Source organism: Noviherbaspirillum sp. L7-7A (genome assembly GCF_019052805.1).
In the GTDB taxonomy this organism is placed as follows: domain Bacteria; phylum Pseudomonadota; class Gammaproteobacteria; order Burkholderiales; family Burkholderiaceae_D; genus Noviherbaspirillum_A.
On the sequence record NZ_JAHQRJ010000001.1, the window covers coordinates 2899327 to 2922735 of the forward strand.

Annotated in this window: 19 protein-coding genes; 3 read left to right on the top strand and 16 right to left on the bottom strand. The window is 61.3% G+C overall.

From position 1 onward, the window contains the following. Positions 1-10: 10 nt before the first annotated feature. The 11 genes from KTQ42_RS13265 to KTQ42_RS13315 form a co-directional block, all read right to left on the bottom strand. On the bottom strand, positions 11-1297 hold the full coding sequence (locus tag KTQ42_RS13265; protein ID WP_217346957.1) for an OmpA family protein: 1287 nt from the start codon (positions 1295-1297) through the stop codon (positions 11-13). Between the two features lie 89 nt (positions 1298-1386). Beyond that, complete coding sequence (locus KTQ42_RS13270) at positions 1387-2319, bottom strand: type II secretion system F family protein (RefSeq protein ID WP_249222751.1); 933 nt, start codon at positions 2317-2319, stop codon at positions 1387-1389. A 24-nt stretch (positions 2320-2343) separates the two neighbouring features. After that, positions 2344-3207 carry a type II secretion system F family protein gene (locus tag KTQ42_RS13275; RefSeq protein ID WP_217345922.1) on the bottom strand — a complete coding sequence of 288 codons (864 nt, stop codon included), beginning with the start codon at positions 3205-3207 and terminating at the stop codon, positions 2344-2346. Further along, positions 3204-4979 (bottom strand): ATPase, T2SS/T4P/T4SS family, encoded by a 1776-nt coding sequence (locus KTQ42_RS13280; RefSeq protein WP_217345923.1) that lies wholly within the window; start codon positions 4977-4979, stop codon positions 3204-3206. The genes KTQ42_RS13275 and KTQ42_RS13280 overlap by 4 nt, the downstream gene beginning before the upstream one ends. 12 nt (positions 4980-4991) lie before the next feature. Beyond that, entirely contained in the window at positions 4992-7172 is a 2181-nt protein-coding gene (locus KTQ42_RS13285) for a pilus assembly protein N-terminal domain-containing protein (protein ID WP_249222752.1), read from the bottom strand. 23 nt (positions 7173-7195) lie between these two features. Continuing rightward, positions 7196-8215: a Flp pilus assembly protein CpaB gene (cpaB, locus tag KTQ42_RS13290; protein ID WP_217345925.1), complete on the bottom strand. Its 1020-nt coding sequence runs from the start codon at positions 8213-8215 to the stop codon at positions 7196-7198. A 4-nt stretch (positions 8216-8219) separates the two neighbouring features. After that, on the bottom strand, positions 8220-8399 hold the full coding sequence (locus KTQ42_RS13295) for a hypothetical protein (protein WP_217345926.1): 180 nt from the start codon (positions 8397-8399) through the stop codon (positions 8220-8222). Then, positions 8396-9103, bottom strand: a complete 708-nt coding sequence (locus tag KTQ42_RS13300; RefSeq protein WP_217345927.1) for a hypothetical protein — start codon at positions 9101-9103, stop codon at positions 8396-8398. The genes KTQ42_RS13295 and KTQ42_RS13300 overlap by 4 nt, the downstream gene beginning before the upstream one ends. Further along, a complete protein-coding gene (locus KTQ42_RS13305; protein ID WP_249222753.1) occupies positions 9100-9906 on the bottom strand; it encodes a hypothetical protein in 807 nt (268 codons plus the stop codon). Before KTQ42_RS13305 ends, KTQ42_RS13300 begins: the two co-directional genes overlap by 4 nt. Then, positions 9903-11390 carry a hypothetical protein gene (locus KTQ42_RS13310; RefSeq protein WP_249222754.1) on the bottom strand — a complete coding sequence of 496 codons (1488 nt, stop codon included), beginning with the start codon at positions 11388-11390 and terminating at the stop codon, positions 9903-9905. Before KTQ42_RS13310 ends, KTQ42_RS13305 begins: the two co-directional genes overlap by 4 nt. Positions 11391-11455: 65 nt before the next feature. Beyond that, positions 11456-11725, bottom strand: a complete 270-nt coding sequence (locus KTQ42_RS13315; protein ID WP_249222938.1) for a hypothetical protein — start codon at positions 11723-11725, stop codon at positions 11456-11458. Positions 11726-12141: 416 nt separating this feature from the next. On the opposite strand from KTQ42_RS13315, the gene KTQ42_RS13320 reads away from it, so the two are divergent. Beyond that, positions 12142-14328, top strand: a complete 2187-nt coding sequence (locus KTQ42_RS13320; protein ID WP_217345929.1) for a TonB-dependent siderophore receptor — start codon at positions 12142-12144, stop codon at positions 14326-14328. Between the two features lie 13 nt (positions 14329-14341). Continuing rightward, positions 14342-15025, top strand: a complete 684-nt coding sequence (locus tag KTQ42_RS13325) for a Fe2+-dependent dioxygenase (RefSeq protein ID WP_217345930.1) — start codon at positions 14342-14344, stop codon at positions 15023-15025. A 101-nt stretch (positions 15026-15126) separates the two neighbouring features. On the opposite strand, the gene KTQ42_RS13330 is transcribed toward KTQ42_RS13325, so the two are convergent. Together KTQ42_RS13330 and KTQ42_RS13335 are read right to left on the bottom strand one after the other, a co-directional pair. After that, positions 15127-15735 (bottom strand): glutathione S-transferase C-terminal domain-containing protein, encoded by a 609-nt coding sequence (locus KTQ42_RS13330; RefSeq protein WP_217345931.1) that lies wholly within the window; start codon positions 15733-15735, stop codon positions 15127-15129. Next, the gene (locus tag KTQ42_RS13335) at positions 15732-15929 is read right to left on the bottom strand and encodes a hypothetical protein (protein WP_217345932.1); all 198 of its coding nucleotides are present in this window, start codon (positions 15927-15929) and stop codon (positions 15732-15734) included. The genes KTQ42_RS13330 and KTQ42_RS13335 overlap by 4 nt, the downstream gene beginning before the upstream one ends. On the opposite strand from KTQ42_RS13335, the gene purB reads away from it, so the two are divergent. Further along, the gene (gene purB / locus KTQ42_RS13340; RefSeq protein ID WP_217345933.1) at positions 15928-17295 is read left to right on the top strand and encodes an adenylosuccinate lyase; all 1368 of its coding nucleotides are present in this window, start codon (positions 15928-15930) and stop codon (positions 17293-17295) included. The two genes, KTQ42_RS13335 and purB, sit on opposite strands and share 2 nt — an antisense overlap. A gap of 39 nt (positions 17296-17334) precedes the next feature. Here purB and KTQ42_RS13345 read toward each other — a convergent pair whose 3' ends face one another. The 3 genes from KTQ42_RS13345 to secD all read right to left on the bottom strand — a co-directional run bounded on the left by KTQ42_RS13345 (position 17335) and on the right by secD (position 23345). Further along, positions 17335-20331: a hypothetical protein gene (locus tag KTQ42_RS13345; RefSeq protein WP_217345934.1), complete on the bottom strand. Its 2997-nt coding sequence runs from the start codon at positions 20329-20331 to the stop codon at positions 17335-17337. 179 nt (positions 20332-20510) lie between these two features. Then, positions 20511-21455: a protein translocase subunit SecF gene (gene secF, locus KTQ42_RS13350; protein WP_217345935.1), complete on the bottom strand. Its 945-nt coding sequence runs from the start codon at positions 21453-21455 to the stop codon at positions 20511-20513. Positions 21456-21485: 30 nt separating this feature from the next. Next, the gene (secD, locus tag KTQ42_RS13355) at positions 21486-23345 is read right to left on the bottom strand and encodes a protein translocase subunit SecD (RefSeq protein WP_217345936.1); all 1860 of its coding nucleotides are present in this window, start codon (positions 23343-23345) and stop codon (positions 21486-21488) included. Between the last annotated feature and the right edge of the window lie 64 nt (positions 23346-23409).

Here is a 23409-nt window from a genome sequence, read left to right on the forward strand (position 1 = left end):
CAGGCACAGCTCATGGCTGGCTTGCGCTGCGTTTGATGTCCACCATCACGCGTCGGTTTGGCGCGAGGCAGGCGATTTTCTGTTCGGTGGTGCCGCCGCAACTCTCCAAAGGCACTACCGGGTTGGCCGCACCCTTGCCCACGACCGTGATGGGCACGTCTGGAAAGCCGCGACGTTTCATGTAGTTGCGCACCGCCTCGGCACGGGCCTGGGACAACTTCAGGTTCACCGCTTCGCTGCCAAGTTGGTCGGTATAGCCTGTGACGGTGGCGGATTGAATCGTCTGGCCGTCCTTCTGGGCTGCCTTGACTTCATCGATCAGGGTGTCGAGCTGTGTCAGGCCATTGGCTTTGAGCACTGCGCTATCGAAGTCGAACAGGGTGTCAGCAGAAAGGGAATACGGCTCGGCATTGGCCGGGTCGACGGGGCATACCGGACAGGCCTTGCCGCTGCATTCATTCGTGGTGTCCTGCGGGTCGGCATTGTTGCCGCCCGTTCCATCCGAGGTGTTAGTCGGGGCGTTGGCATTGCCGGGGTTGTCCTGGCTGGCGCCGCCATTGCCCGTATCTGCGCTGCCTGCGGGGCGGGACCCGCCAGGCGGTGCGGGCGGGTCGGCGGGTGGCTTCGGATTGGCTTGCGGCCCGCCGGCGGATATCCAGACCGGGTCGGCCCATTCAATGGCCGGGCTGTTCATGTGCAGCGTGATATCGGTGGTGATCGGCACGCGGCCCGCGGCGATCAGGCGTGCAGCGAAATCATCCTTGTTCTTGCTCGCTTCCTGCGCGGCTTCGAGCGCCTTGGCGAAGACGCGGCCCACCAGCAGCACGCCCGGCTTGTAGCCATGGGTAATACGGATCTTGATCAGGTTGGCATCGAAAATGTTCTGGCCGGATTGCCTGCCAATGATGGCGGGATTACGCAGAGCCAGGCTGGAATTCGGTATAACCCGCGCTTCGGTTTTCAGCACTTCCTTTAACGCCGGGTCGTTGAAGTCATCGAAGCTCGCTTTGCCGGGGTTGATCAGTTCGATGCGGTAGTTGCCCTGCATGTCGGCGGTAGCACGTGCCACTGCCTGGGCGACCTCCGCCGCATTGCTGCCGCCACCGTACAGCGGCGCCAGATGGCGCAGGTACGCCGTGCTGATGGAGTCGGCTGTGGCGTTTTGCATGCTGCCGGAGCGGGTAGCCATGAAGGCGGCATGGTTGACCTGGTTCCTGGCCACGAACAGCAGGGTGTATTGCAGCAAGGCCAGGCCGATCAGCAGCAGCACCGGCGCCGCGACAACGAATTCGGTCATGCTTGCGCCATATGCTGGCCTTGCGCAGCGCGGGAAACGACGCCGGCCTGCGTCTTCAGCCCTGGCCAGGGCGCGTGAGCCGGCCGCGTTCATAGGCCGGAATGCACGAACTTCATCGCGATCGGAAAGAACAGCACGACGAAGGTGCAGGGAAAGATGAAGGCCAGCAGCGGGAACAGCAGTTTGACCGGCGCCTCCATGGCCAGCTTTTCGGCGCGCAGGAAACGCTCGGTGCGGCGCTGGTCGGCCTGCGCCCGCAGGATGGGGCCAAGATTCATGCCCATGCTTTCGGCCTGGATCACCGCGGTGGTAAACGCCGTGACACTGCCTTCGTTCAGCCGGGATGCGAGGCTGCGCAGCGAGGCGGCGCGTGACTTGCCGGCGCGGATGTCGCGCAGCAGGCGCTGGAATTCATCGCGCAACACGCCCTTGGGTCCCTTCGCCACCGCCTGCGTCAGTGCGCCCTGCATGTTCAGACCAGCTTCAACGCACAGGGTGATAATGTCCAGATAGAACGGCAACGTTTTGAGCAGCTCACGGCGGCGCTGGTTGATGCGGTCATTGAGCCAGATGCCGGGATAGGCCCAGCCCAGCAGCCCACCGGTGATCATCACCAGAAGATAGCGGCCTGCCGGCATGCCGGAAGCACCGGCCGCCGGATGGTCAAAGGACGCCATCATCCAATAGAAAATTGATGCGGCAAGCAGGACGCCGATCAGGCGGCTGGCAAGGAACTGCGCCGGATTGATCGCAAAGTCCACGCCGGCCTGGCCCAGGCGCACCAGCAGCAGCGCATGGCGGCGAGTTGCGAGCCGCGGCCCGATGAAGTGGGCAGTCCAGCTGATCGGTGCCCACATCAGGCGAAAGCCCAGCGGTGGCGTGTCCTTGTAGGAGCGATCTTCAGGCGGCACCTCGGCCAGCGCCCGGCTCACCAGCCAGGTCAGCAGCGCGAATGCAAGGCCGGCCGCCAGCGAGATCGCGGCGAGGGCCAGGTTGGCATGGCTTCCGCTCAGCATGTCCATGATGGCGTGCACCTCATGCATAGCTCATACATCGATGGCGACGATGCGACGGATCACATACACGCCCAGCGACTCCAGCAGCGCGATGCCAGCCAGCGTGGCCCAGCCCAGCCGGGTATGCCAGAGGTAGCTCATCGCTTCCGGCTCCATGTGATTCAGAATGAGCATCAGCAACATCGGCAGCAGGGACACCACCCAGGCCTGCAGCTTGCCCTGCGCCGTGAGCGCGCCGATCTTGCCTTCCATCTGCAGGCGGCTGCGTATGGTATGGGCGGTGCGCTCCAGGGTTTCGGCCAGGCCGCCGCCGGTCTCGCTGGCAATCCGCATTGCAGATACCACGAGCACGGTGGTCTGGGTCGGCACGCGGCGGGCCAGGTTGTTCAGGCTTTGCTCCAGGGTCACGCCCAGCCGCTGCTCGCGCAGCATCAATGTGAATTCCTGCGCCAGCGGCGCATGGGCTTCGGCCACCAGCTGCTGCATGGCAGCGTTCAGGCCGACGCCGGCGCGCAGGCCGCCGGAAAGCATCATCAGTGCATCCGGCAATTGCTGTTCGAAGCGCTGCATGCGGCGTCGGCGCAAGGCGGCATAGACCAGCCTGGGCAGCATGGCCAGCGCGAAGAACACCGGTATGGCCAGCAGCAGGTTGCCGGTGAAAACCCATGCCAGGGCCGAGCCCAGCATCATCACGGCAAGGTTGAGCATGAACAGCTGTTTTGGATCGATAAACAGGAAGAATTCCTGGGCCTGGAAGCGGGTGCGTTCGGTGAAGCTGGCCCGGTAGCGCGCCATTGCGCCTGAGCCGGCCTGCATTAGGAACCAGGCCAGCAGGGCGGCTGCAAGGGCAATGGCCAGCAATGCAGCCAGCCTGATATCGACGCTGCCGCTCATGGCTGCGGCCTGGCATGGCCATGACTATCCGGCGGCTCGGAGGGCTGGAAGATCGTCATGTCCAGTTGCGTGCCCGAGGCCTGCAGCTCCTCGTAAAAGCTCGGCACCATGTCACAGCCGGTGAAGTAGCCGCTGACCCGGTTTCCCGGCCCCCGGTAACCCAGGTTGACGAAACGGAACAGCTCCTGCATCTGTATCTTGCCGCTCTCCATGCCGCTGATCTCGGTGATGCTGGTGACCTTGCGGCTGCCGCAGGCAAAGCGGGTCTGCTGCACCACGATATGGACGGCGCTGGCGATCTGCTCGCGGATGGCCGTCAGCGGCAGGTCCATGCCGGCCATCAGCACCATGGTTTCCAGCCGTGCCAGGCCGTCACGCGGCGTGTTGGCATGCAGCGTGGTCAGCGAGCCTTCATGGCCCGTGTTCATGGCCTGCAGCATGTCGAGCGCTTCAGCGCCACGGCATTCGCCCACCACGATACGGTCTGGCCGCATGCGCAGGGTATTCTTTACCAGGTCGCGGATCAGCACCGCGCCCTTGCCTTCCACATTGGCCGGGCGCGACTCCAGGCTGATCAGGTGGGCATGGCTGAGCTTGAGTTCGGCGGCATCCTCGACCGTCACCACCCGCTCGCCGCCGGGAATGAAGTTGGACAGAATATTGAGCAGGGTGGTCTTGCCGGAGCCGGTGCCGCCGGACACGACCATGTTCTTGCGCGCCACCACGCAGGTTTCCAGAAAGCTGGCCATCTGCGGGCTGATGGCATTGAAGCGGACCAGGTCGCCGGCGCTAAGCTTGTGCCTGGCAAATTTCCGTATCGTCAGGCAAGGCCCCTTCAGTGCCAGTGGCGGAATGATGGCATTGACCCGGGAGCCGTCCTTGAGCCTGGCATCCACCATGGGCGAGGACTCGTCGATGCGGCGGCCCAGCGGCGCGACGATGCGCTCGATCACGCCCATCACGGCGCGGTCGCCGGTGAAGGTCATCGGATGTCGCTGCAGCTGGCCGCTGCGCTCGACATAAATCTCGTCATAGCGATTGACCATGATTTCCGACACGCTGTCATCGGCCAGCAACTCTTCCAGCGGCCCCAATGCAATGGCTTCGTTGATTACCTGCGTCGTCAGCAGCGCGCGGTCCAGCTCCGGTGGAATCTGGGCGTCAGCCTCCCGCATGATCTGGCGCACCAGCAGCTCGGTCTCGTGGCGCAACTGCTGGTCTGACATGCCATGCACATCCTGACGCCGCAGGTCCATGGTTTCCAGCAAACGGGTATGGATGATCTTGCGCCATTCGAATTCATGCTGCTGCGCCAGGCGCTCGCCTGCCGGTATGGGCAGTGTTTCGGGCAGGGCGGGCGTGCCGGCCACATGCTGCGCCTCTGGTGGCTGTGTCTTGGGCGTGCTTGCCACTGCGGTTGCCTGCGGAGCACGCACAGGCTGCGCCGGCCGCATTGAAGGCGGCGCAGGCGGCTCGCTCTTGTCGACGGCCAGGAGGCGCAACTGGAACGGGCCGATAGCGATCATGTCTGCGCTGCTCAATGGCCCGTACTGGCCGCTGATGCGGCTGCCATTGACTGCCACGCCGCCGAAGCCGCCCAGGTCTTCCACCAGCACGCCGCCTGGCGTGGCAAACAGGCGCGCATGCTCGCGTCCGACACGCCAGCTGTCCAGCCTGATTTCATTCTGCGCGCCCTTGCCAATCACGCATTCATCAGGCACTTGCAGCACGCGCCTGCCACCATCTGCATCCAGCAGTTCAAGGTCCAGCATGGCATTCCCCCGTTATCGATCAACCCGGCCTGATTCCTCCGGCACCAGCCACTGGCTGGCTACCCAGCCACGGTGCCCGCCCACCCTCACCGCCGTCCAGTAAGCGCGCTGCGGCTGCGGCAGGATCTCGACCATCATGCCGGCGCGCAGTTGGCGCAGCATCGGCGCATTGATGTCGGGCGTGACCCGCAGCGCCAGCCGGTCCGCAATGACCCGCATCCGGCCCGGGCTGGCATCGCCTGCCTGAGCTGCTGGGCTGGCCGCGTTGATTGACGCGATCGGCACGCCAACGGCATCGGCATCCTTGCTTTGGCTGTCACGCGGCACGGGCTGCGGCGTTGCCTGCCCTACCGGCTGTACCGCATCGGCGGCAATCCAGCCACTGACTTCACCCACCAGCACATGGCGCCAGCGACTGCTTTCCACTTCGGGCTGCTGTGCGCCCATCCGTACCGCAGCCCCGCGGCCGAGGGTCATGATTGCGGCCGACGCGGCATGCGGCCGCAGGCGCAGCAGCGCACTGGGGCTGGTTACCATCAGCAGGCTGCCGCCGGGAGGATCGAACTGCAGATTGGACCGCGCGGGCATGTCGTTAGCTGGTGCAACCGAGGTGAAGCTGCCAGCGTCGCGTCCGGGTTGCAGCGGCTGGCTCAGATAGGGCGCCGGGCCCATGGTCGCCTGCAGTCTTTCGTCGGTGCGACGCACGCGGTCAGCCAGTTCGGGTGTTCTGCTGTCAACAACGGTAGGCGTCACGAACACCACCAGCTCGGTCTCCTTGTTCTGGAAGCGCTTGGAGCGAAACAGCGCACCCAGGATGGGCAGGTCCCCCAGGAACGGCACCTTGTCGATATCGGTGCTGGTTTCGCGTGACAGCAGGCCGGACAGAACGATGGTCTCGCCGCTGTTCACATTGAATTCGGTGCTGGTCTTGCGGGTGCGCAGGCCAGGGCCGGCTGGCGTGGAGATGGCGGCGTCGATCGAACTGACTTCGCTGTCTATCATTGCCCGCACCACGCCGTGGCTATCCACTCGTGGCTGAATCTCGAGCTTGACGCCATAGGGCTTGAACAACACCGTCGGTCCGTTGATGGTGGATACAGTGTAGGGATATTCACCACCCGCCAGGAAACTGGCCTTGGCGCCATTGCGTGCGGATAGCTGGGGCTCGGCCAGAATGCTGGCGCGGCCGTTCTGCGCCAGCAAATTCAATTGCGCATTGAGGCCCATGTTGATGCCGGACAGGATGTTGAGTCCGTTCGGCAGCGGCACGCCGCCGCCTGCCGGCACACCTTCGATACCTTGCGGCACCGAAATGGGCGCGGCATTGCCCTGGCCTGCGGTCTGGATATTGATCTGGTACGGCCCATCGGTGCCTCGGCGTAGCGGCGACCAGATGCCTGCAATTGCGCCACCGCCAGCGGGCGTCCATTTGATGCCGTGCTCGCGCAGTTCACTGACAGGAAACTCCGCAATCTTCACATCCAGCAGCACCATTTTTTCCCAGCCAAGGCGATTGGTGAAGTTGACGATCTGCGGATAGCGCTTGCTCAGCTCATCGATTTTCAACAGGTCGAAGTCGGATAAACCATCGCCTTCGACAATGACCTTGTCGCCGATGACCGATGCGCGGGCGCTCGGTATCGTCGCCAGGAAGGCCGCGACTTCCCGCGCATATCGGCTGGTGTCACCGGGAACGATATTGATCTTGAGACGCTGGTAACGGCCGTCCTCGTTCCAGACGAAGAGCGAGGTGGTGCCGACGGCATTGGCGAACAGGATGGTTTCCCGGCCATCAAGCGCTGCGGCGGTCAGGATCTGGCCATTGCCGACTGCAATCCGGCCTACACCGGGTGTGGGAAATACCCGCGACTCGCCGACGAACATCTCGATTTCGGGAATATCGACCGGCTCGTCGGCCTTGCGGATCGGCGCATAAGGCTGGTTGACCAGCACTGGCGCCGCCTTTTTGCGCGGACGTAGCTGTTCTGCGTAGCCATGCGCAGCAACTGGTGCGGGTGGCGATGTACTCGTCGTCTTGCCTGCAGCAGAAGCTGGTCCCTGCGTGGCAGAGATGGTGCCGGTGGAACTGGCGCCCGCAGGCGTCGGTTCCGCAGCACCGGAAAAAGCGCTCATCAACACAAGAATAAAGACGAGCGGCAGCGTGGCATGACGGCGCACTGGCGGAAAGGACATGAGGGGATTTCCAGTCATTGAAGCTAGCGTAGATCGGTAGCGCGGCTTGCGCCTGGCATGGCGGGAGCCGCTGTGGCAGGCGCTTCAGCCGCATCGGTTGAAGACAAAGGCGCAGTGCCTGCAGTCGACGGCATCAGCACCGGAACAGCTGCGGCCGGGCGTGTTTGCGCACTTGCTGCGTTCAAGCCGGCTGCTGGCGTGCCGCCTGAAGCCGGCCTGTATCCGCCCAGCCATAGCGCTTCGGGTGGAAACTTGCTCACACGGCCGCCGTACAGCACCGGAATCTCCGGGTCTTCATTCATGCCCTGCCCGAGCAGTGCATTCATATCGAGTGCATCGCCAGGCGCGGCTTGCCTGTCGCCCGGATTACGCAGCAGTGCGGTGATCTTGCCGCCGTCTCGTGCGGCAATCAGGGTGGTTGCCTGCGATGGCGTGACATTCAGCGTGACCGTTGCATACTGCTTGCGCTCGCCAGTGACCGGGTCGTCGACAAGCCGCTGGCCGGTGGCGATGACCTGCACCCCTTGCAGCAGCGGCATGGTGAGCTTGTTACCCTTGCGTTCGAGGCTTGCAATCAGGTCGATGACGTCGCCTGGCTCCAGCAGGCCAGAGATGGAATTGATTTCATCGACGGCAACCGTCATTGCCCGCCACCCGATGCCGACGCGTCCGGAAAATGTGGCGGGCTTGCTCGCTTCGAGCATGCTCGACAGCAGCATTTCGCCGCCCTTGATGTTGTAGGCAAGCTTGCGTCCCACGGCGCTGCCGAAGCTGTTATTGGTCAGCGCATTGGAATGCGCATAGTCCCTGGGTATGGGACGCAGGGCGACATTGCCTGGTCCGATTTCCTCGCCCTTGGGAAGGTCTTTCCTGGCTACCACTACCTCCACCATCGCGGTCCGGCTCCGGGCCTCGATGGCATCGATGCGGGCGGAGAGGAAGCGGTTGGCCGCCAGCGCCGCAATGACGCCTATGACCAGAGCAAGACCCAGCACCAGGGTAGTTTTTCCTGGCCGCGGAAAAGAGGGAAGCGCAAGTTTCATGATGTCATTCGCTCACAGATACAGCGTAGGTAAATTTCTGGTAGGCGGTGCGAAGCGCATCGACGAGCTGCCATAGCACGCTGTCGGAGTTGGCCATGCCTATCCCCAGCGTTAATGCAATGGCCGCGCATACCACGGCGTATTCCACCGAAGACTGGCCGCCGCAACGCCGCACCCGTCTCATCGCATGCCATCGATGGTGACGACGATGTTGAGCACGACCCCGCTGGAGCCATCGGCATGGGCCAGGATGACAGCGGTGGCTTCCCGCGCCGCACCACGAAAATAAAGCGTCTGGGATGGCGGCGCGATGGCCCGCACTTCGCGCTCCAATGCATAGCCATCCTGTTGCATCAGCGTGCTGATGGCGGTCCGGCTCAGGCTTGACAAATGCGGACTGTCCAGCACCAGGTATTGATAGTGGCGCCCCGCATCATGTCCACGTGTCAGGCTGTGTAGCCGCATGCCCGATGGCAGGCGCGACAGCCAGCGTGCCTGCAGGGTGCGCTCCTCTTCACGGTCTGCCACCATGGCGGGCAGGTCGGCCTGGGCAATCAGACCGCGTGAACCGCTGCCGGCCGGCTCGATCTGCACCGTCAGGTACTGGCTGCCTTGCGCCCGACCCAATACCGTACTGGCGCCGACGTGGTTTTCAACCAGCGGCATGCCCAGGCTGGCCCGAAACCACGCAACGATTTCCGTAGCCGACTGCTTGCTGAGAAATCCCTGCACTTGCATCGGCATGCCGTTGGCGGAGAGGGTGCCGCCCAGCGAGAATCCCTGGGCACCGGGAGGCAGGCGCACTTCACGCCATTGCGTTGCATCCGCTGCGTGGGCAAGGGGCCATGCCAGTGCAGCAAGCAGCAGGAAGCGTCGTGAGGGTCTCATGGCGTTTTTTCCCCCTGAAGCCGGTCCTGTGGCACCACATCACGCCAGGCCGCCAGATTGCCGAAACGTGGCGCCTCGACCTTTCCAAGATCGACATACTTGATGGCCAGCGAGATCACGCTTTCCGGCATTACCGCATTGATCGGCGCCATGCGGCCGAAGCGTTGCTCTGCCTGTACTGGCGAAGCGGCTGTCCAGGCATCCGGCAGCACACTCGCATGCCGCTCGATGGTCAGGTCGAGCTTGTCGAAGGGCTCGATGCTGCGCACCCCTTCAGGCAGATTGGCAAGCCTGACCGCGACATTGGCGCGGTAGATGCCGTTGGTGGAGAGGCCGGCGCGGCTAGCCCACGGGAAGAGCAGGGTATCGCTGGCCCTGGCATAGCCATCGGCATGTCTGGCGCCATGGGATGCGCCAAAGGACAATGCAATGTCATCGGGATTGCGTATCAGCGGCTTGCCGAACGGGTCGTTCCAGTAATCCTTGAGTGCGGCTTCCTGCTCCGGGCCGCTTCTGATGCCAGCCTGCGCAGGGCCAAAATAGCGTTGCCGCAATTCGTTCTTTAGCTGTGCCGGGGACTTCTGGCTGTTGTTGCCGTCGTTGCGCAGCACGGCATCGAATGCAGCGTAACGGCTGGCCATCTGGCTTGCATGGCTGATGTCCTGGTATTTGCCGATAACGGGCAACAACAGGAATAGCGGTATCAGTACCAGGCTGATGACCAGGAACTCCGTCAGCGCCTGACCGTGCATGGCTGCAACGGCCCCTGCCCTTGCGCCGCGCTTGTGCATCATTCCGCTCATTTTGACGCCCCGACTACCGTTGCCAGCAGCGACGGGTCCAGCAGGCGTGCCTGCCAATAGGGATTGAACAGGCTGGGCAATTCGTATGGCTTGCCGCGCGCACTACCCCAAGTGTTGTTCATACTGTCAGGCGGCCTTTCGAACCACACTTCCACTGCCGCACTGGCCGTCATTTCGCCGCCCGACAGGTTGGACTGATAGGCCATTACATTCAGCCGCGCGCCGGCAGGATCGGGCGCCTGCCTGATCGCCGACCGGCCCTCAGGGGTGGCGAGCTGATCACGATTGCGGGTAAGCTTGACCTGCAGCTTGAGCCGGGGATCAGGCGCGCCAGGCTTCAGGTGGTTGGCATTGAGGTCCTGGAAGGCTGGCAGGCCGGTGTACTCGGCCCATTGATCGGAGGAGGCAAGGCTGTGGGCATAGGGATTGGTGCGTGGCGAGCCGCCCAGTGCAGCCTCGGAATCGTCCTGGTCAGCATCATCCGGATGGGCTTGCTGCTCGCCCCAAGCGATGGGATGTTCGCGGCTGCGGCAACGTTTGAAAATGCGCCCGACATTGCGAAACTCCCAGTAGGATTCGGTATCTTCGGCCTTCCATTCGTCGTAATTGACCAGTTCTGTGCCGCCGCGCCGCTTGACCGAGTTCTTTCGCCTATTCAATGCGCAAACCCATTCCCTAGGGTCTGGAAACATGGCTGCGGCAGTCCAGTTGCGCTGCCTGACGAAGCCATCGCTATAGGCAGCGATCTTGGTCACTTCCGCGAAGCGGGCACGCTCGGCGCCTTCATAGCGGCGCGTGAAGCCCGGCCAGCTGTCGGTCAGCAGTTGCGCGGTGGCCGTCACACTGCCATCGCCGCGATAATTGGCATCCGCGATTTCCTGCATTACGGTGGCGCGCGACATCTGGAAGGCAGTTACAGGAGCGTTGCCGCTGCCGTTGGCCGTGCCGGGGCCATGCAGCGCTTTCTGCGCCAGCTGGATCAGCTTCTTGTTGGCCTCCACGCCGGCGACGATTTTCTGCATCAGCATCGGCAGCTGTTCGGCGGCCTGGGCAACGAACTCGCCTGCATATTGCGCGGAGAAATAGCAGGCCCCGGCGAACAAGAGATCGTATTTGAACGCAGTACCATATGCTGCACCAACGCCATTCGGATCCATGCATTCAGGAAACTGCCATGGCAGGTTTTCCGCATGCGTCTTCACATATTGCGACCAGGAAGACAAGCTGACCATTTGTGCAATCAGCACTTCATTGGCAACCAGGGCGCGGTTGCCATAAGCGTCGAAGTTCAGCGCCCTGGCCTGCATCACGCCGGCGCCGTAGGCGACGGCATCGGCAGTGGTGACCAGACGGTTTTTTTCGGTGAGCACCTGCCCGGTATTGAACAGGAAGTAAGTGCCGGCCAGCCCGGCAAGCAAAAAGAAAACGCCCAGGACCAGAGCCTGGCCACGCTGGCGGCACAGCGCGCAAGCCGAAGGAGGCATTGGTTTGCGCTCCATGGCTGGCGGGAGACGGCTAGGCAGGCGCATGCAATATCTCGCGCAGCTACCTACTTCGCCTTGTCCGCGCCATCCGCATAGTTCGACAAGCCTTTTGCCTTTTGCTGATCATCCGTCTTGGCTGCCGCAGTGCCTGCCGCCGTGGCAGCGGCTGCACCGGACTTGCCGCCCACCTCATTGGCGATCGCCGACATCTGGCTGCGTATGGTCTGCCCGAAGAACTGGTAGACGGCAATTGCGGCGACAGCGATCAGCGCGACGATGATGATGTATTCGGTCATGCCCTGACCGCGTGATTGAGCTGCACGAAGAAAACGCATGGCGAACACTCCCTGAAAAGAGAACGTGAAATCAATGTGGAAGCTGCGGGACAGGCTGGCGAGGTGCAAGGTAGATGGCGGCCTCGTGGAGAAGAAGTATAAAAACGGCAGTGGGTTTCAAAAGCTCGAAACCTTGGTAGTTGACAGCGACGCGAATTTGTCGCCCTTTGTTGCCTATAACCAAAACCCTTCCTTGTCTTATCTAGCAACTGTGGCGTCTGCGCCGCGGTGGGTATGCAAGATTGCATTAAAAGTTGCCAATGCAAATGAGAATGGTTATCATTTCTGGCGGTGTTCGGTGCCAGCTCGAACATCGTCCACCCAGCCAGCAATTCCCTCCCGCGGATAGCCAGCCACAACGTCAGTCAGCGCCCTCGTCGCGTGCGCCGCAACGAGCTATCCAGGAGAAGAACAGCATGCAACGTCCCGCCCTGCGGCCCCTCGCCGCCGATATCAGCCACCCCGAACTGAGCGCCGCCGGCGCCCGTCGTCCCGCCCTGCTGCCCATCGGCGCGATGGTGGCCGCCGTTGCGCTGTCCGGCGTGGCGCATGCGCAGGAAACCGCGCAGGCGGAAGCCGCTGCGCTGCCAGCGATCAACGTCAAGACCCAACGCGAGGAAAACCCTGGCTATCAGGGCGTGAAGACCACTGTGGGCAAGACGCCGCAACTGCTGCGCGACGTGCCCCAGGCAGTCACCGTGGTGACCGAGCAGCTGATCCAGGACCGCGGTGCCGATACCCTGAAGGAAGCGCTGCGCAACGTCGCCGGCCTGACCTTCAATGCCGGCGAAGGCGGCCGTATTGGCGACAACATCACGCTGCGCGGCTATTCCCTGGTGGGAGACCTGTATCTCGACGGCATGCGCGACATCGCGCAATACAACCGCGAAATCTTCAATATCGAACAGGTGGATGTACTGCGCGGCTCGGCATCGATGCTGTTTGGCCGCGGCTCGACCGGCGGCGTGGTGAACCAGGTCAGCAAGAAGCCTTTCCTGTCCAATATCAATGAAGCCGCCCTGACCGTAGGCAGCGATTCGTACAAGCGCGGCACCGCCGACCTGAACCGGGTGGTGGGCGAGAATGCGGCGGTGCGCCTGAACGTGATGAAGACCGATACCGACAGCTTCCGCAACGGCGTGCACAGCGAGCGCTGGGGCGTAGCGCCGTCCTTCAGCTGGGGCATCGGCACCAAGGATGAATTCAATCTGTCTTATTACAAGCTCAAGGGCGACAACACCCCTGACTTCGGCGTGCCTTATTTCAGGGGCAAGCCGCTGAACGTGCCGGTCAGCACCTTCTACGGCCTGCCTGATTCCGATTACCAGCGCGAAGACACCGACATCGCAACCGCCAGCTGGATACACCGATTCGACAAGGACACCTCGGTGCGCACCGTGCTGCGCAAGGCAGACTATGACCGCGACCTGTGGGCTGTCGCGCCGCGCCTGGCGGCCAATACCAGCTTCATCACGCCCAGCACCTTCATCAATCGCCAGGCACAGCGCCGCGGCGGCGTCGAGCATACGCTGACCAGCCAGACCGACTTCACCACCAAGCTGGAAGCAGCCGGCATGAAGCATGAAATCCTGCTGGGCGCGGAGCTGGTGAAGGAAGAGGCCAATCGCTGGAATTACGCCACCACGCCGGCCAATCCGTCGACCACGGTGGGCAACATCAATGCCTACCCAGTCCTGCCGGCCGGCTACGGCAACAAGGCCCGCATCAATCCGGTCAGCTATGACGCCCATACCGTGGGCATCTATGGCCAGGACATGATCAGCCTGAACAAGCAATGGAAGGTGCTGGTAGGTGCCCGCCACGACCGCTTCTCCGCCGACTATGAGCGCGCCGCGCCTGCCGGCCCGCTGTCGCGCACCGATGCCGAGTGGAGCTATCGCACCGGCCTGATCTTCCAGCCGACCGATACCGCGTCGTACTACGCCTCCTATGGCACCTCGTTCAATCCGTCCGGCGAACTGTATGCGCTGGACGACCGCGGCGCCAATACGCCGCCGGAAAAGAACCGCAATATCGAGATCGGCGCCAAGTGGGATTTGCTGGATGGCAACGTGATGTTCCGCACCGCGCTGTTCCGCTCCCAGAAGACCAATGAGCGCAATACCGACTTGGCTGTGAGCATCGAGCAGAACCTGCTGAGCGGCAAGCGCCATACCGACGGCATCGAGTTCGAGCTGGCCGGCCGGATCACGCCAAATTGGGAAATCTTCGGCGGCCTGGCCCTGATGAATGCCAAGATCGACGCCGCCACCGGCACCCAGCAGGACACCCTGGGCAAGCGTCCGATCAACACGCCGCAGCACACCGCCAATATCTGGAGCACCTATCGGGTCAGCGAGCGCTTCAAGCTCGGCGGCGGCGTGGAAGCGGTGGGCAAGCGTTATGGCAACACCACCAATACCAATGAGGCGCCGTCCTATGTGCGCTGGGATGCAATGGCCGAGTACCAGATGGACAAATGGGCGCTGAAGCTGAACGTTTTCAACCTGTTCAACCGCAAGTACTATGAGGGCGTGTATGCCGGCCATATCGTGCCGGGCACGACCCGCATCGCCCAGTTGACGCTGTCCACCAAGTTCTGACGAGGAGTCCTCCATGTTGTTGCGCGTACCCGAAGTCCTGTCGCCCGCCGCTCTGGCCAGGTGCCGCGCCATCATGGAGGAAGCCGGCTGGGCTGATGGCAGGATCACCGCCGGCACCCAGTCAGAGCAGGTCAAGAACAACCGGCAGCTGCCGGAAGACTCCGAAGCCGCGCGGGCGGCGCGCGCCATCGTGCTTGATGCGCTGGGCAAGAGCGCGCTGTTCATTACCGGCGCGCTGCCCAAGAAAACCTATCCGCCGCTGTTCAACCGCTACGATGGCGCCGCCAATGCCTTTGGCAACCACATCGACAATTCGGTCCGCACCTCGCCCATTACCGGCGCCTGGGTGCGCACCGACCTGTCGGCCACGCTGTTCCTGTCCGAACCGGAGGAATACGATGGCGGCGAACTGGTGATCGAGGACACCTTCGGCAGCCAGTCGGTGAAGCTGGCCGCCGGCGACCTGATCCTGTACCCGGCGTCCAGCGTGCACCGGGTAGAGCCGGTTACCCGCGGCTGCCGCCTAGCCTCGTTCTTCTGGATAGAGAGCATGGTGCGCGACGATGCACAGCGCCGCCTGCTGTTTGATCTGGACATGTCCATCCTCACCCTGCGCGGCACCGAGGGCGACACGCCGCCGGTGGTCAAGCTGACCGGCTGCTATCACAACCTGTTGCGGATGTGGGCCGATACCTGAAGCCGGTGACTGGCTGGGAACATGAAAGCAAAACGGCGCAAACAGCGCCGTTTTTCAATTGAAAGGTGTGCGGGAACACAACGCATACCTTTAATGGCGTCTTAATGCGGAACGCTATCTTTAAAGGAGGGCCGCTCGGACACCTTGTCGAACAGGCGCGCCAGGTTCGGATAATCGTCGCGCCAGGTGATTTCCGGGAAACGGAAAGTCAGCCATCCCAGCGCGCAGCCGATGGCCACGTCGGCCAGCGTGAACTGGTTACCCATGCAGTACGGCGTCTCGGCCAGGTCCTGCGACATGGTTTTCAGGCCGGCATGCACCTTGCCCATCTGGCGGTCGATCCAGATCTGGCTCTGCTGCTCGACCGGACGCAGGGTTTTTTCCAGCCGCACCAGGATCGCGGCGTCGAGCACGCCATCGGCCAGGGCTTCCCAGCATTTGACGACCGCGCGCTCGCGGCTTTGCGCGGGAATCAGCTTGCCGACCGGCGTCAGCGTATCCAGGTATTCGACGATGACGCGGGAGTCGAACAGCGCGGCGCCGTCTTCCATGATCAGGCAGGGCACCTTGCCCAGGGGATTGGATTGCGGAACGGTAGTTTCCGGCCCCCAGACGTTATCCAGTACCAGCTCGTAATCGAGCTTTTTTTCGGCCATGACGACGCGCACTTTACGCACATAAGGGCTGGCGAGGGAACCGAGTAGTTTCATAGACAGTTTTTAGAATAGGTCGGGTCGATTATAGCACCCGGAAATTCGGGTTTAATCTGCAAAATACACGCGGTTTCGCGTCTGAACAAGGAAATTACGCACCGCCGCCAGTGGTAGAATGGCGCTTTTTTCCGTCCTGCCGACTGGCCTTCTTGCTGCGGCACAGTTTCCATCTTCTTTTCCCTCATCGCCATGCCTCTCTCCACCCTGACCGCCCTTTCCCCACTCGACGGCCGCTATGCCGCCAAGACCGACAAACTACGTCCCATTTTGTCCGAAGCAGGTTTCATGCATCACCGGGTCAAGGTGGAGATTGCATGGCTGCAGGCGCTCGCCGCAGCGGGCCTGGACGAGATCAAGCCGTTTTCCACGGAGGCCAATGCGCTGCTGACGCGCATCGCCAATGACTTCACCGAAGCCGACGCCGAGCGCATCAAGCAGATCGAAGCCGTCACCAACCACGACGTGAAGGCGGTTGAATACTGGCTCAAGGAACAGGTCAAGGACGTGCCCGAACTGGTGGCTGCGAGCGAATTCATCCATTTCGCCTGCACCTCCGAAGACATCAACAACACCTCGCACGGCATGATGCTCAAGGCTGCCCGCGACACAGTGCTGCTGCCGGCGCTGCAAGCCGTGATCGACCGCCTGACCGAGCTGGCGCATGAGCAGGCCGCCGTGCCGATGATGTCGCGCACCCATGGCCAGCCGGCCAGCCCGACCACGCTGGGCAAGGAAATCGCCAACGTGGTGGCGCGGCTGCGGCGCGCGGCGCAGCGCATCGCCTCGGTGGAGATCCTGGCCAAGATGAATGGCGCAGTCGGCAACTACAATGCCCATCTGTCGGCTTATCCGGAACTGGACTGGCAGGCATTTTCCCGACAGGTAATCGAAGAGCGCCTTGGCCTGACCTTTAATCCGTACACCATTCAGATCGAGCCGCATGACTACATGGCCGAACTGTTCGACGCGGTCGCCCGCGCCAACACCATCCTGCTCGACCTGAACCGCGACATCTGGGGCTATATCTCTCTGGGTTACTTCAAGCAGCGCACCAAGGCTGGCGAGATCGGCTCGTCCACCATGCCGCACAAGGTCAATCCAATCGACTTCGAAAATTCCGAAGGCAATCTCGGCATGGCCAATGCGGTGCTGAAGCACATGGCCGAGAAACTGCCGGTGTCGCGCTGGCAGCGTGACCTGACAGACTCCACCGTGCTGCGCAATATCGGCGTCGGCCTGGGTTATGCGCTGCTGGCCTATGACAGCTGCCTGCGCGGCCTGAACAAGCTGGAAGTCAATCCGGCACGCATGGCCGAGGACCTGGACGCCACTTGGGAAGTGCTGGCCGAACCGGTGCAGACGGTCATGCGCCGCTACGGCATCGAGAATCCTTACGAGCAACTGAAGGAGCTGACCCGCGGCAAGGGCATTTCGCGCGAGGCGCTGCAGGCGTTCGTGCAAGGCCTGGCGATACCGCAGCAGGCCAAGGAGCAGTTGCTGGCAATGACCCCGGCGAATTATCTTGGTATCGCCGAGCGGCTGGCCCGGGACATCTGAGGTGGCTGACGATGCCGGCCGCCGGGGCCGGTATCGGGTTTATTGCTTCGAAGGATTCCTGTTCGGATACTTGTCCTTTAACAGCTCCTTGGTTGAAGGGTCCAGGTTGGATTTGTCAATCAGGTCATCGAACAATGCCACGAGACTGGGCATTTCCTCTCTGGTGCGCAAGCCGGCAGGATCGCGCTTGATTTCGGGATTGACCTTGCTTGGTATCTTGCGTGCGCCATAGCTGATCTTGTCGTACGTAGTGATTTTTTGCTCCCTGGAAGCCCATATTTCCTCGTTACGCATTGCTTCGCTGCGAGCGTACAATTTGGCATTCGTCCAAATCTCACTCACCTTGTTTTGGTTTGCCACAGCCCCTTTCCCAAGCTCTTTCTTGCATCTGAGAAGTTTTTCTATATTCTTTGGGCTCAGATTAGAATTTAAGATCGCTTCCATGAATGCCTGGACCCGCTCAGGATTGCGCGAAGACATGGCAATATAAAATGCGCCAAAATTATCGGACTCACGCCTTGCCAATAACAGATCAACCTTATGCGTTTCATCCAGTTTCGAGGCAAGGATAATTTCAATAAAGCTGCGAATCATGTCCGGCGTGCCACGAATCAGCGCTCTGTAAAATGCGGATTTTTTCTTGTGCGGCATGCTTATCAGCTGCATGGCCTCATTGGATGACAGCCCATTCCCGGGATCCAGCACAGCGTCGAGATAAGCTTTTACCATTGCCACATTGTTATTCATGATCGCCGCATGCATGGCCGGCAGCGTACTAGTCAAGGCCTTGTCATAGGCTTCCTTCGTTTCCTTTCTGAGTTCAGCCACCTTTTCCGGCAGAAGTTTTTTATGTATCCGCGAAAGCGTTTCGTAGTAGGGCTTTTTTTCCGTTCGTAATCGATCGATGTCAGGCAAAGGTCGGGTTCCATCAGGATTGAGTTCATTCAGGTAGGCATCCGCTGTGGCAAAGTAAAACCGTTCAACGTAAGCAGGAAGCTCGTCAGTCAGCGGCGCTGTCTCTAACGCTTGAAGCTGAACGCGTTTGTCTTCGAAGCTGGCATTGGAAGCAAGCACTTTCCGGACTGCCTCCTTTACTCCCGCCGCATCGCCCTTGCCATTCAGAAGAAGCTCCCGCAGATGCTTTCCGCGAGGTTGAAGACGGGGCGGCTTCTTCTGTCCGTTGGCTGCATCCACACGATCCTGATAGCTGGCCAAGTGTTCCATCTTGTTGAGAGGGGATGCAGGCAGCAACCTACAGCAGGCAGACACATCAATCACGGGCGCAATGACACGATGGGCAAAGTCGAAGCCGGTTTCACCATTCTGCTTTCTTGTTTTGGATATGGCTTGATAGAGCTGCTTCGGATCCATGAGGTACAGGTGCGTAATCAGCACGCACCGGCTGGCTTCAGGCAATTGACTTAATTCCGCCAGATCCATCAACAGATACACTGTCGCAGCGGCTATCCGGGCGTTATTCCTTCCCGGCGTGGACATCTCCCTCGACCGCTCCAGGAGGCGCTGGTAAAAAGCATTCAGGAAGGGCTTCGTGCGGGCGGCTTTTGCAATGAAATCTTCCAGAATTTTTACAACGCCCTTATTAGCCTCAATAAAACCATGCAGCATTGCCGATGGAGGAATTTTTATTTCAGGATTTTTTCCCAGTTCCTCATTCAACAACCCCATCAATAAGGCAGTGGTAACGATTTCATCACCCAAGGCGTCAAGCAGCTGACCGAGAATCACCTTCTTGCCGGTGTCATGATGGTTGTCCAAGGCATCGAGAAACCCGATAGCATATTCAAGCTTCAGGCAGGCATCCTCCGATGTGGCCATATCTTGCAAAACCTGCTGAATGGTGTCGGTTGAACGTTGCTTACCGGGCGCATTAACGGCCTGAATCTTTAATTTGGCTTCTTTGGATTGCTGCTGAAATTTCCTCAGGTTTTCGGCATCATCTGGTGGGTAAGCTTGCTCCATGCCTGAGCCCTCGCCATCCAGATTATGGTAATCGCTGTCGGTGCTATCAATGGCGCTTCCGGCATAGGTACACACCAGCGCATCGATGACTTTCCTTCTGTCCTGCACGGACATCGGCAGAGAAGCCAGTTTGCGCAAGCGCAGCAAATAGACAGCTTGCTCCTTCGAATCAAAAAGCTTCAAGGCGGGTGCCAGCCTGACCAATGCGGCACAGCGGCTGTCCGGACTCATCTGCTCGATCATGCCCAGCGTCTTTTCAAAGAATTCTTTCTGCTTGCCGGATGGGAGACGGGAAATGGACTCCGCATTCTTCACAGCCGCAATGGATTGTTGGTCTGGCTGGACGCTTAAAGCAATGTAAGAGCGGCGCTTCTCCTTCGTGCGAGCGTTGGGCGTGCGCTTTTCCACCTGGCTTGACGACGACTCCCCTTCCTCGCTGTTCGAACTTGACGCTTTGTAAACAGGCACTGTGGTGGCCGTTGTTGTCGTGGTAGTCGTCGTTGTCGTGGTAGTTGTTGTCGTGCTCGTGGCGGCTGCCTTCGTTCTGGCCTTGAGAGTCTGTTTCCTTATAAGAGACCCAGCCTTTTTGGCTGTATTGCGCCCACTCGAGTTTTTTCCCGTGCCCTCGTCGATCAAGGGAGAACGGATGTCATTGTCATTGTCATTGTCATTGTCATTGTCCGTTTCCCGCCTTTGCTTATTCGATGAGCCGGGACTACGCCGACCGGACTCCGAGGTACTGGCACTTTCAATGATGGTTGCGCTCAGTTGCGTTTTCGAGCCTTCCTGCATGACCTTTATGCCAGAGCCTGCTCGCGTATTGAGGCGGGACCGCGCCCTGGAAAAATCGGGATGAGCCGAAACATTCTTGCTGTCTTTGGTCTTTAACTTGGGCGCAACAGAACCAGGCGCCTTTATTACCGGGACATCTGACTTGCCAGGAGATGCTTCCTCCTCGCTTGAAAAATCTTTCAACTCGCGCGGACTATTACTTCGACTACTGCTAGCGCTATATCTCTTCGACCCGCCCGATAATTCCGCGCTTGATTCCGACATGAATGTCCTCCGGGTTAGTGTTATGCAAGACGACGTCTCAAGGACGATGTCGGCCTTCGTAACACTTGCAGGGGAAGAATTCAATGCCGTAACAGGACGCCTGTCACGCTGACCTGCCAGGCCTGGCGGCCCGGCTCGCGCAGGCCGTTGCGGCCCGCGCTTGCTGCATCATGCAAACATCAAACCACAGCGCCGCCGGTGGTGTCCTTTTCCTTTGCCGGCTTGAGCAGGTCTTCGCGCTTGACGCCCAGCCACATGGCCACGGCAGCTGCGACGAATACCGACGAGTAAATGCCGAACAGAATGCCGATGGTCAGCGCAATGGCGAAGTAATGCAGCGTCGGGCCGCCGAACAGCAGCATCGACAGCACCATCACTTCGGTCGAGCCGTGGGTGATGATGGTGCGGGAAATCGTGCTCGTGATGGCATGGTTCATCACATCTGCCGTGGCCAGCTTGCCATAGCGGCGGTCGCGGAAGGTTTCGCGGACACGATCGAACACCACCACCGACTCGTTGACCGAATAGCCCAGCACCGCCAGCACCGCAGCCAGCACGGTCAGCGAGAACTCCCACTGGAAGAAGGCAAAGAAGCCCAGGATGATCACCACGTCATGCAGGTTGGCGACGATGGCCGCCACCGCGAACTTCCATTCGAAGCGGAAGGCCAGGTAGATCACGATGCCCAGCACCACCATGCCCAATGCCATGAGGCCGTCATGCGTCAGTTCCTCGCCCACCTGCGGGCCCACGAATTCAACCCGGCGCAGTTCCACCGTCGGGTCCTGCGCCTTGAGGCCGCCCAGCACCTTTTCGCTGACCTGGGTCGAGTTCAGGCCCTTTTGCGTTGGCAGGCGGATCAGCACGTCGTGTGCGGTGCCGAAGCTCTGCACCTGGCTGTCGGTAAAGCCCATGCCGACCACGTTCTGCCTGATTCCCTCGATATTGGCGCTCTGCGGATAAGCCACCTCCATCACGGTGCCGCCGGTGAACTCGATCGACAGGTGCAGTCCCTTGTGAACCAGGAAGAACACCGCGGCGACGAAGGTCAGCGCCGAGATCACGTTGAAGATCAACGCGTGGCGCATGAAGGGAATATCTTTCTTGATGCGGAAAAGTTCCATGGAATCCTCTGATGTCGGTAGGGGCCAGGCTCAGGTGCCCGGCTTCCAGATCTGGCCGATCGATATGCCGGTGAGTTTCTTCTTGCGGCCGTACCACAGGTTGGCAACGCCGCGCGAAATGAACACCGACGAGAAGATCGAGGTGGCAATGCCCAGGCAGTGCACCACGGCGAAGCCGCGGATCGGCCCGGAGCCGAAGATCAGGAGCGCGAGGCCGGCAATCAGCGTGGTGACGTTGGAGTCGAGAATCGTGGCCCAGGCGCGGTCGAAGCCGGTGGCGATCGCCGAATGCGGCGAAGCGCCATTCCTCAGTTCCTCGCGGATGCGCTCGTTGATCAGCACGTTGGCGTCGATCGCCATGCCCAGCGTGAAGGCGATTGCGGCGATGCCGGGCAGGGTCAGCGTGGCCTGCAGCAGCGACAGGATGGAGATCAGCAACAGCAGGTTGACTGCCAGCGCGAACACGCTGAAGAAGCCGAACAGCATGTAGTAGATCACCATGAAGACCGCGATGGCGGCGAAGCCGTAAAGCGTGGAATTGAAGCCCTTGGCGATGTTCTCGGCGCCGAGCTGCGGGCCGATGGTGCGTTCCTCGATGATTTCCATCGGCGCGGCCAGCGAGCCGGCGCGCAGCAGCAGCGCCAGGTCGTTGGATGCCTCGGAAGAGCCCATGCCTGTAATCTGGAAGCGCGCGCCAAGCTCGTCGCGGATGGTGGCCACGGTCAGCACTTCGCCGCGGTTCTTCTCGAACAGCACGATGGCCATCAGCTTGCCGATCTTGTTGCGGGTGGCTTCGCGCATGCGGCGGCCGCCGTCGCCGTTGAGGTCGATGCCGACCGCGGGCTGCTGGTTCTGGTCGAAGCTGGCGGAGGCATTGGAAATATAGTCGCCGGTGATGATCGGATCCTTGTACAGCACCACGGGCGCGCCGCGGCCGACCTTGAACAGTTCGGATCCGAACGGAATGGCGGCGGTTTCCTCAGTGCCGCGAGTCACCGTCTCATCGACGAAGCGCACTTCCAGCGTGGCGGTGCGGCCGATGATGTCCTTGGCGCGCGATACGTCCTGCACGCCCGGCAGCTGCACCACGATGCGGTCCGCGCCCTGGCGCTGGATCAGCGGCTCGGCCACGCCGAGTTCATTGACGCGCTTGGATAGGGTGGTGATGTTCTGCTGCACCGCGTCTTCCACCGTGTTCTTCAGTGCCTCGGGGCGCAGGCTGGCCACCAGCGACAAGTCGGCGCCATTTCCGGCATCGGCCAGCACCAGCTCCGACAGTTGCGAGGCCAGCGCTTCGCGCGCGGCATTGCGGGTGGCTTCATCGCGGAAGCGCACTTCGACGCTGTCGCCGCTGCGGCCGATGCCGGCGTAGCGGATCTTCTTGTCCACCAGGATGCTGCGCACGCTGGTCTGCAGGCCCTGCAGCCGCTTGTTCATCACTGCCTTGGTGTCGACCTGCATCAGGAAATGCACGCCGCCCCGCAGGTCCAGGCCCAGGTACATCGGGAAGGCATGCAGGCCCTGCAGCCAGCGCGGTGTGTTGGGCAGCAGGTTGAAGGCCACCAGGTAGGTCGGGTCGGCCGGATCGCGGTTCAGCTCCTTTTCAAGGATGCCCTTGGCCTTGAACTGGGTGTCGGTATCGGCGAAGCGCACACGCACCGAACCCTGGGTGCCGATGGTTTCGTAGACGATGCCCTGGGCCGGCAGGCCCACCTTCTGCAGCGCGCCCTCCACCAGGCCGGTGACGCTGTTATCGACCTTGACGGTCGCCTTGGCGCTGCTCACCTGGAGCGCCGGCGATTCGCCAAAGAAATTGGGCAACGTATAGATCACGCCGAACAGCAGCGCGATGACGATGATGATGTATTTCCAGAGGGGATAGCGGTTCATGGCATGGGAGCATTCAGAAGAGGATCGCGGCCCTGGGGAGGCCGCTGCGGGACATTGGCTGCGC

Excerpts from the sequence above, each read along its gene's own strand:
- KTQ42_RS13265 (WP_217346957.1), bottom strand. The coding sequence starts at position 1,297 with ATGACCGAATTCGTTGTCGCGGCGCCGGTGCTGCTGCTGATCGGCCTG.
- KTQ42_RS13270 (WP_249222751.1), bottom strand. The coding sequence starts at position 2,319 with ATGGACATGCTGAGCGGAAGCCATGCCAACCTGGCCCTCGCCGCGATC.
- KTQ42_RS13275 (WP_217345922.1), bottom strand. The coding sequence starts at position 3,207 with ATGAGCGGCAGCGTCGATATCAGGCTGGCTGCATTGCTGGCCATTGCC.
- KTQ42_RS13280 (WP_217345923.1), bottom strand. The coding sequence starts at position 4,979 with ATGCTGGACCTTGAACTGCTGGATGCAGATGGTGGCAGGCGCGTGCTG.
- KTQ42_RS13285 (WP_249222752.1), bottom strand. The coding sequence starts at position 7,172 with ATGTCCTTTCCGCCAGTGCGCCGTCATGCCACGCTGCCGCTCGTCTTT.
- cpaB (WP_217345925.1), bottom strand. The coding sequence starts at position 8,215 with ATGAAACTTGCGCTTCCCTCTTTTCCGCGGCCAGGAAAAACTACCCTG.
- KTQ42_RS13295 (WP_217345926.1), bottom strand. The coding sequence starts at position 8,399 with ATGAGACGGGTGCGGCGTTGCGGCGGCCAGTCTTCGGTGGAATACGCC.
- KTQ42_RS13300 (WP_217345927.1), bottom strand. The coding sequence starts at position 9,103 with ATGAGACCCTCACGACGCTTCCTGCTGCTTGCTGCACTGGCATGGCCC.
- KTQ42_RS13305 (WP_249222753.1), bottom strand. The coding sequence starts at position 9,906 with ATGAGCGGAATGATGCACAAGCGCGGCGCAAGGGCAGGGGCCGTTGCA.
- KTQ42_RS13310 (WP_249222754.1), bottom strand. The coding sequence starts at position 11,390 with ATGCCTCCTTCGGCTTGCGCGCTGTGCCGCCAGCGTGGCCAGGCTCTG.
- KTQ42_RS13315 (WP_249222938.1), bottom strand. The coding sequence starts at position 11,725 with ATGCGTTTTCTTCGTGCAGCTCAATCACGCGGTCAGGGCATGACCGAA.
- KTQ42_RS13320 (WP_217345929.1), top strand. The coding sequence starts at position 12,142 with ATGCAACGTCCCGCCCTGCGGCCCCTCGCCGCCGATATCAGCCACCCC.
- KTQ42_RS13325 (WP_217345930.1), top strand. The coding sequence starts at position 14,342 with ATGTTGTTGCGCGTACCCGAAGTCCTGTCGCCCGCCGCTCTGGCCAGG.
- KTQ42_RS13330 (WP_217345931.1), bottom strand. The coding sequence starts at position 15,735 with ATGAAACTACTCGGTTCCCTCGCCAGCCCTTATGTGCGTAAAGTGCGC.
- purB (WP_217345933.1), top strand. The coding sequence starts at position 15,928 with ATGCCTCTCTCCACCCTGACCGCCCTTTCCCCACTCGACGGCCGCTAT.
- KTQ42_RS13335 (WP_217345932.1), bottom strand. The coding sequence starts at position 15,929 with ATGGCGATGAGGGAAAAGAAGATGGAAACTGTGCCGCAGCAAGAAGGC.
- KTQ42_RS13345 (WP_217345934.1), bottom strand. The coding sequence starts at position 20,331 with ATGTCGGAATCAAGCGCGGAATTATCGGGCGGGTCGAAGAGATATAGC.
- secF (WP_217345935.1), bottom strand. The coding sequence starts at position 21,455 with ATGGAACTTTTCCGCATCAAGAAAGATATTCCCTTCATGCGCCACGCG.
- secD (WP_217345936.1), bottom strand. The coding sequence starts at position 23,345 with ATGAACCGCTATCCCCTCTGGAAATACATCATCATCGTCATCGCGCTG.